Below are 8793 nucleotides of genomic sequence, written 5' to 3' on the forward strand. Positions count from 1 at the left end.
TGTAGAAAGCCAAAAGAAAGTCTGTCCGCCCTTAAGTTCATGTATCTGCGGATATTCTATAAATGCAGGATCAGACGCTGTTTCATTGAAGTCATTCTTTTTCGGAAAACCACATTGAAAAACAAGTATTTATACCGTAGTATTTGTTTAGAATCTTTTATACTTTTCGCCCTGAAAACAATACTATTATTCGCTAAAACAGGACTACTATGCTATTCACTGAAACCCGTTGTTATGCCATCGCCCGGGAATTCCCTGCGCAAACAAAACATCCGGCAGGACATTTCTTCAATTGTCACGATCAAATAACCAGTCACACATCATTCATTTAACCAACCGGTAAACTATGAACTATACAAGAAGAGACCGCTTTATTGCTCCGATCCTCGAGTGGGCAAAAGCAAACAAGGAAGCTGAAGTACTCCAGCTCCGTTTATTAAAATCAGGAAAATCAGCTTTGAAAGGTGAAGCTGTAGCTGATAAAAAATTTGTTATTCCCGATGAATTCAACGGGAAAGACTACATCACCATGTTGCTGCATGTTGACGCAGAAATCGAGCACGGCTTGATGTTACAGTATTTATACGCCGCTTACAGTATCGGAAATCCGGATTTACCGGAAAAGTATCAGCAAAAAGTAGCGACCTGGAAAAACATCATTACCGGAATTGCCAAAGAAGAAATGGGGCATTTTATCTCCGTACAAAACGTCTTAAAAGTCATTGGAGCACCGTTGAATTTCGGTCGGGAAAGCTATCCCTGGGATATTCCCTTCTACCCTTTTCCTTTTGCATTGGAAAAATTCTCGTTGAATTCGCTTGCAAAGTATGTCTATGCGGAAGCTCCTCAAAGCTGGCTGGATTCGAACGATCCACTTGCCAAAGAAGTAACGGATTTGGTGAAGGCTTCTACTTCTGATCCGCATACCGTTGGTGCACTCTTCAAAATTCTCTTGCAATTGATTCAGGATCCGGATGTGATTTCCGACGAAACATTCATGGCAAATACCTATCCCTATCAAGCGAAATTCGATGAATGGGGACGCGGATATGTTGGCGGGCAACGTGGTTCTGCGGGAGCAGGAGTTTACGGCAAAAGTCCGGACGTGCTGGTAGCACCTTTGATGTGCCGGGATGATGCCTACGGTGCACTGAATGAAATTGCAGAACAAGGTGAAGGAGAAGATGTCGATACGAAAACACCTTCCCACTTTGAGCGCTTTTTGTTCATTTTCAAGGAATACAAACTGTTCCTGAAAGAAACAAACAACACATTCGATCCTTCGCGGAACGTGGCAACCAACCCGTATATTTCTTCCGAATCAGATGCCGATATCAGTTCTTCAACCAATGAACCGGCATTGGAGCTAGAGTCAGACGCTATTACCAAACCTGAAACGATTCTTTGGTGCAAATTATTCGACATTCGTTACCGCTTGTTGCTGAATTTCTTAAATCACAGCTTCGCGCTGGATAATGGTCTGAATCAATCCGGAGCTTATACGCCGCGTGGAATGGTCATCAACTCCACATTCGGGGAAATGTACAACCTGCGCAGCCTGGCTACGGTCATTGTGCAAAAACCGATTGCAGAAGGAAGCTCGATTATGGCCGGACCGCCGTTTACAGCTCCTTACACGTTTGATCTTCCCATCGGAGAATTGAATCGTTGGAAAACACACAAAGATTTGATCATTGCCTCCGGCAACATCATTGAAGATCTTAAGAAATACAAGAATCAGGCAGATTTACAGTTCCTGAATGCGCTTCACGAAACGGATCAACAATTACTTCATAGCATCGAAAACCTGCAATAAGCATAGCTATTCGATTGATACTGACTAAAAACATGCAACATGAAAATTATAGAACTTCGCATATTACCTCCTATCGCAATCGGTCGTTTGGGAGAATCAGATAAACCACTGGCGGCATATGACCTGGAATTATCCAAAAACAAACCACTGGATTTCAGAACCATTGTTCCGGCAAAGACTTTTGAAGTAGATCCCAAAACGGGAATCATCAAAGCAAGTAAACCCAAAAAAGTGGTTTTCAAAAAAGCGAAATCCATTGACGACAAATCAGGGAAAGTACTTCCTGTAGCGCCTTTCCTGGAAGTTTTCGCATTGACGGATAAAAGCCCGGATCAATTGGTTCCTCTGACTCTTGCTTTATTAAAAGAAGCCGGATTAAGCCTTCAGGACATTCGTTGGGATGTAGAAGTCGGGAACATGAAAATGTTCCGCAGAACCAGTGATGAAAAAGACCAGATCATCGCAAAATTATCCGAAATCAAAACGCATGAAGCAATGCCTTTATTAGGAGAATGCGGGAATTTCGTGAAAGGAAAAAGACTTCCTTTAGGATCAATCCAATTTATTCAGCCTACTGCTGAATTTCCTGAGATTCGTTTGCGTTACACTCCGGGTGGCGGACTTGTTTACGGAACAAGACTGGAAAGAGAAAAGTCTCCGGGAGTCATGGAAAAAGATCCGGTCATCAATTCGGAAGATAAAGTCATCTACAAAAAGGAAGGAAAATGGCTGGGTTATAAAGAATCCGCAACTTCTCTTCCCTATTACACCAATCCTGCACAACTTTTCGCGGGTTACAACCTCGAAGACGGTACACGCGTAAGCTGGGGATACATTGACGACGAATGTGACGGACATGTGAAAGTGAGCCTGAAATTGTCGAAAACAAAAACACTCACAGCAAAAGCGCATATCAGCGCAGGTCCTCCGGCATATGCTCCGGACACGCTTCCGATCCGCGTAGTTTCAGACGAATTGGAACAGATTTTCCTCGGAACGGATATCGACGGGTCGGTGGATATCGAAGAAGCGGAAGACATTATCCGCAGAGCTTTTGAAACAATCCGGATCATGAATACTGCAATCATGAACGGAAATAGTTACGAAGGGAAATTCAACACGGCAAGTACAATGGTTCGGCAAAACACCAATGATTTCGGTCGTTTGTATGAACCGATCATGGCAACGTCGTTAGTCGATAATTATGCCTTGCGCGTATTGCACGAACGCGTATTCAACGGATTAAGCGCAGGTGCCGCTCCCTGGTTTGCAGATTTATTACGCAGACCTTACGAAATCGGAGATCTTTCAGATAGCGGATTGCGTAAAATGCCGGCGTTGATGCGCGGTGCAGATGGTCGCTCCCTGACTTTTACCTATCGACAAATCAATAAAATCATCAAAGCGGCAGCTCAGTTTGCATTTGAGAAAACCAACCCGAACAACTTGCCGGAATCGTACGGTTCTCCGATGATTCCGTCCAACAAAACAGCTCAATTGCATTATCGTGCCGAAGGAAACCCCTATTCGACCGTTGCACGCTCTGCAATTTCCAATTGTTTCCCGGGTTTGGAATTCGATTTCAGAAACTTGTGGCGAAGAGCTTTCAAAGGCTTGGTACTACTCGAAAGCAACAATTACGTCGTCGATGCTGAAAACTCCGAATTCAAAAAACTGATCGGTCATCGTTTGGTTGCCATTGACGGCAAACCTACGATGGTAGCTACAAGCGGACCTGTTTTCCCGGGCGGAGACAGCCAGCCATTAATTACTACTGCCAATCCGAACGGAGTTTCATTCATGGAATGGTCCAATTCGATGGTGGAAGTGCTCCAAAAACAAGGACAGGAAGTTCTTTGTCATTTCACGGCAGAAAAGTCTCCTACGGAAGTATTGGTCGATCTGAAAGAACTGAAAGACAAAAAGAAATACATCGCTGTTAAACTGAAGGTCAACGAGCTTTTCGATGGAAACAGCGCCGCCTTTTCGGATGAAATCCTGAAACCGGGAGAGTTAACCCAAAGTTTGTGTGCTCCCTGGCAAAATGATTACCGCGAATGTTCCTGCTATTACTGGGCTGCCAGCAGACCTGATTACGTGAACGTAGTTCCGGATGAAAACGGATTAAGCACCGGAGATAACTGGATGGCGAAGAAACGAACCGGAAAATACATTCCGGACAACTGGTCCGACAGCAGAATGCAAACCTATGACGATTTGTTCGAAAACTGGCAGGGAGAACTCAGTTTCATCATCAAAGGAAACGACGCACTCGAGAGCTAAGAATTCACATCCATTAACGAAAAACAGCATGAATCTTTCGAAAGAATCTACAAAATACAATACGGATCAGATAGCGGGAATACTGGCTGGTGTGGTGATGCAGCAATCCAAACCGGTTTCACGGGTGGCGCACCTCATCAAGAGTCTCCACACCACCCAGTTGTTTCTTCCAAACGGAAGTCAGCTGTATTCCATCAGTCAGGCAGTCGAAGAGCGCATTTCGAACCTCATCCAAACAAACAATGAAGCCGCTTTGCAGGAAGAATTGATTCTGCTTGGCCTGGACGCTCCCACTTATATCGACGATCAGCCTTTGGAAAGTCCGCCGCTTTATGCCTTGTCGCTTGCCATTGCTCAAAAATGCAATATGGGCTGCACCTATTGTTACGCCGATCAGGGAGATTTTGGAGGACCATCGAAGAATATGTCACTCGAAACAGCCTTCAAATCCATTGATCTGCTGCTGAAAGGTTGTCCGGAAGACGGAACAGTGCAATTGACCTTTTTAGGCGGAGAACCACTGATCAACCGGAAAGCTATCCGGGAAGCCGTTTCATACGCTGAAACAAAAGCGAAGGAAAAGAATATCAAAGTCCGGTATTCGATCACAACCAACGGGACCTTGCTCACAGAAGAAGATGCTGTTTTCTTTGAAACACACGGATTCGCTGTAACAATCAGTTTAGATGGTTTAAAGGAAGCTCATGATGCTCAGCGACCTATGAAAGGTGGAAAAGGAAGTTTTGACCGCGTGATGCAAAATATACAACCGTTGTTATCGCTTCAGAAAAACATGCAGGTTTCCGCGCGCGTAACCGTGACTCCGGAAAATACCAATCTCGCAGAAGCATTGGACGAATTTGTCCGGATGGGATTCCACAGCGTGGGCTTCTCCCCGCTGCTTCGTTCAAGTAACGGACAAGGAGAAATGACACCGGAAAGTTTGGCAGTCATGTTGGAAAACATGATTGCCTGCGGATTGAATTTTGAAAAAAATGTATTGGCGGGAAAACGTTATCCTTTCTTAAACATGGTGAATGCCATGAGAGAAATTTCAAAAGGAACTCACCGGCCTTATCCTTGCGGAGCCGGAGCCGGTTACATGGGAGTTTCAGCCGATGAGGAATTATTCGCCTGTCACCGCTTTGTGAATGAAGATACCGGTTATATGGGCGACTTAAACACCGGAATTAACCCGGAAAAGCAAAACAACTGGCTTTCAACACGTCATGTACACAAACAAGATCCGTGCTCTCAGTGTTGGGCACGTTATTTATGCAGCGGTGGTTGTCATCATGAAGTCATTGAAAAAGGCAGACCGGCCTGCGATTATATCCGTTCCTGGTTGACTTATTCCATCCAGGCTCATGAACGTTTGTCTCGTTTAAAACCCGATTGGTTTAATTGAAAGACATGACGTTTTTTCCTGAAAAATTACATGTATGCATTCTGGGAGCCGGACCTGCAGGAATATGTGCCGCTTTGCGCTTATTGGAAATGGGCCATACCGTCGGGATGATCGAATCGGAAGCATTTCCCCGGCAGCAGATCGGGGAATCTCTTTCACCGACTGTCCGGAATATTTTCGCTTACCTGAATGCAGAACAGGTGTTGCATCACGAAAGCTACCTCCATCATTTGCCTTCAAACGTTATTTGGGAAAACAAAGAAAACGTTCAGCAGCTCAAAAACCGTCCTGAGAACATCGTGGTCGACAGGAGTATTTTGGATCAGCAATTGCTTCAATTGGCCGTAAACAGAGGTTTACATCTCTTACAACCTGCAAAGCTTCATGAGTTCTGCCAAACGGAAGAAGGTTGGAAACTGGAAGTTCTTTCAGAAGGGAAAACCGTTTCAATCCAAACGATTGTGTTACTGGATGCCCGTGGTCGAAAAGGAACACTGGCCAAAGAACGTTTGTCCGTTTCACCTGCATCTGTTGCAACCTGGACACACATCCATGCAGATCTGATGCCGGAAGAAACCTTTGTTGAAGCCACTCGTGAAGGCTGGTTCTGGGGGGCAAAAGTTCTGGGAAACCGTTACCGGATTATGGCTTTTACAGACGGAAAGACCATTCAACAATACAAAGATCAATCATTGTTCGAATTAGCCAAAAGCACCCGTTTTTTCAGCTCGGTTGCCGGTCAGTTGAAAGATTCCGTGACAGAAACGTGCTCTGTTACCTCCTTTGTACATCAAAATCCCTGGAACGGACAATTGATCAAATTGGGAGAAGCCGCATTTACGCTGGATCCTTTGTCATCGAACGGTGTTGAAAAGGCAATGCGCTTTTCATTGCAAGCTGCCATTGCGGTAAACACATTCTTAAAAGATCCGGGCTCGTCACATGCAAAGGCATTTTACGAAGAAAAACTCATCGACTCCGTCAGCAATCACGCTCACTGGACAGCTTCGTTTTATCAAACTGCATGGCCGTATAAGGAAAATGCGCTGTTTTGGAAAAACAAATCAGTCATTCAACTTTCCGTTCCTCCGGATTCTTCTCAATTCTTACGAAAATTACAGCAAGGATTCAATTCACCTCCGTCCTTTCCTTCTCATAAAGCGCCCGTTTCAATTCCTGTAGATCTGGTTTTGAATCAAATCCGATCCGGCAGGATCAGCCCTTCCCCGCTCATTACTTTCAAAGAAGTATTCGCAGTGAATAACGATGTTGTTGAAGTCATTCAGGCAGTTTGTCATCCCGGGCTGGAACGACCTGTCGGATACCTCGAACAATTGAATCTGCCCCTGCTTTTACAGGAAATCACCGGGCAAACAATCGAAATGGCAATTGAATTGGTAAACCGGAAGTTTTCGTTGGAAAAAGGGAAGAAAATCATTTTTCATTTGTGGCAAAACCAGCTGATTGTCGTCAATTAAACTGCTGCGTATTTCCTCGTACCACAAAACAAAAAGCCCCCGACAAAAATGTCAGGGGCTTTTTCGTAGTCATAGGAGGTTCATGCTAGTTCTTCACAAATTTCACATTCGCTCCGGATGCTGATTTGATGAAGTAAACTCCAGGGGTTAGTGAACTTACTTGAATGGTGTTATTTCCAGATTTCAACGCTTCGTGCTGAATCGCTTTTCCAGTCATGTCTATAATTGTAATTTCTACCGCTTCACTCACTTCAATGAACAATTGGTCATTCGCAGGATTCGGATAAACATTCCATCCGTTTTGTGTCAATGCTTCCAAACCAACGGTAGAGATGATCACACAATTTGACGTTGCAGAACATCCGTTTTGAGTAACAACCACTGCATAAGAACCATTTTGAGTTGGTGTGAATGATGCATTTGTTGCCCCGTTGATCGGTTGGTTATCCACACAATTGATCCAATGATACGTTGCTCCTGTTGCAGATGCCGTAATGGTATTCCCCTGAACAGTTGTTCCTGCATTCACAGAGTTCACAACCACAGTCATCGTTGTAGTTTCAACACACTGTCCGGAAGTCGGAGTGAATGTATACGTTGTTGTCGCGGTATTATTCACCGCCGGGCTCCACGAACCATTGATTCCGTTCGTAGAAACCGTTGGGAGTGTCAATGCGGTTCCTGAACAGATCGCTGCAATTTGGTTGAATGTCGGCGTTACACTGTTGTTCACCGTTACAGTCATCGTTGTTGTTACTGCACACTGTCCGGCATTCGGTGTAAACGTATATGTCGTTGTTGCAGTATTATTGATCGCCGGACTCCACGAACCGGTAATTCCATTCGTGGAAGTTGTCGGCAAAGTAAATGATCCTCCCGAACAAATTGCAGGAATTTGGGTAAAGACCGGTGTTACGGAAGTTGTGTTCACTGTTACGGTCATCGTTGTTGCAGAAGCACATTGTCCTGCATTCGGTGTGAACGTATAGGTCGTTGTTGCTGTGTTATTGATCGCCGGACTCCACGAACCGGTAATTCCATTCGTAGAAGTCGTTGGTAATGTGAATGATCCTCCCGAACAGATTGCAGGAATCGGGTTAAATGCCGGAGTTGTGGATGCGCTGTTCACCGTCACTGTCATCGTTGTTGCAGAAGCACATTGTCCTGCATTCGGTGTGAACGTATAGGTCGTTGTTGTAGTATTATTCACTGCCGGACTCCAGGTACCGGTAATTCCGTTCGTAGAAGTCGTTGGTAATGTGAATGATCCCCCGGAACAAATTGCCGAAATCTGGTTAAAGGTCGGTGTTGTACTGTTGTTCACTGTTACCGTCATGCTGGCTGTCAAAACGCATTGCCCCTGACCTGAATTCGGTGTAAACGTATACGCTGTTGTCGCAGTATTATTAACCGCCGGACTCCACGTACCGTTGATTCCGTTATTGGAAGTTGTTGGCAAGGTGAATGATCCTCCCGAACAGATTGCAGGAATTTGAGTAAACGTAGGTATAACAGAAGCCGAAACCGTCATCGTAATCGTGTTACTTGTAACACTTGTCGGAGAAGCACAAGCGGCATTACTTACCATGACACACGTCACAACACTTCCGTTTGTAAGCGTAGTCGATGTATAAGAAGAACTGTTTGTTCCGACATTTCCGCCATTCACTTTCCATTGATAAGAAGGTGAAGTTCCTCCATGCGTTGGTGTTGCACTAAAGACAACGCTTTCTCCCGAACAAATAGTCGTTGTTGAAGCATTGATTGCAACCGATGGTGTACATGCAGATGGTGGTGGTCCTGTTAAA

The 8793-nt window shown here is 44.8% G+C and carries 5 protein-coding genes; 4 read left to right on the plus strand and 1 reads right to left on the minus strand.

What is annotated here, in order from left to right; translation table 11 throughout:
* The first annotated feature begins 346 nt into the window (after positions 1-346).
* From Q1V93_RS05600 to Q1V93_RS05615, 4 genes are read left to right on the plus strand one after another with little or no spacing between them, the layout of a single operon-like run.
* Entirely contained in the window at positions 347-1816 is a 1470-nt protein-coding gene (locus Q1V93_RS05600) for a ferritin-like protein (RefSeq protein WP_300662594.1), read from the plus strand.
* Positions 1817-1855: 39 nt separating this feature from the next.
* Positions 1856-4099, plus strand: coding sequence for a hypothetical protein (locus tag Q1V93_RS05605; RefSeq protein WP_300662597.1), 2244 nt, complete (start codon positions 1856-1858; stop codon positions 4097-4099).
* Positions 4100-4127: 28 nt separating this feature from the next.
* Entirely contained in the window at positions 4128-5507 is a 1380-nt protein-coding gene (locus Q1V93_RS05610) for a radical SAM protein (RefSeq protein WP_300662600.1), read from the plus strand.
* Positions 5508-5512: 5 nt separating this feature from the next.
* Positions 5513-6985, plus strand: a complete 1473-nt coding sequence (locus Q1V93_RS05615; protein WP_300662603.1) for a tryptophan 7-halogenase — start codon at positions 5513-5515, stop codon at positions 6983-6985.
* 85 nt (positions 6986-7070) lie between these two features.
* Here the strand turns inward: Q1V93_RS05615 and Q1V93_RS05620 are convergent.
* A partial coding sequence (locus Q1V93_RS05620) for a T9SS type A sorting domain-containing protein (protein WP_300662606.1) occupies positions 7071-8793 on the minus strand: 1723 nt, incomplete at its 5' end.

This window comes from Fluviicola sp. (genome assembly GCF_030151805.1).
GTDB lineage: Bacteria > Bacteroidota > Bacteroidia > Flavobacteriales_D > Crocinitomicaceae > Fluviicola.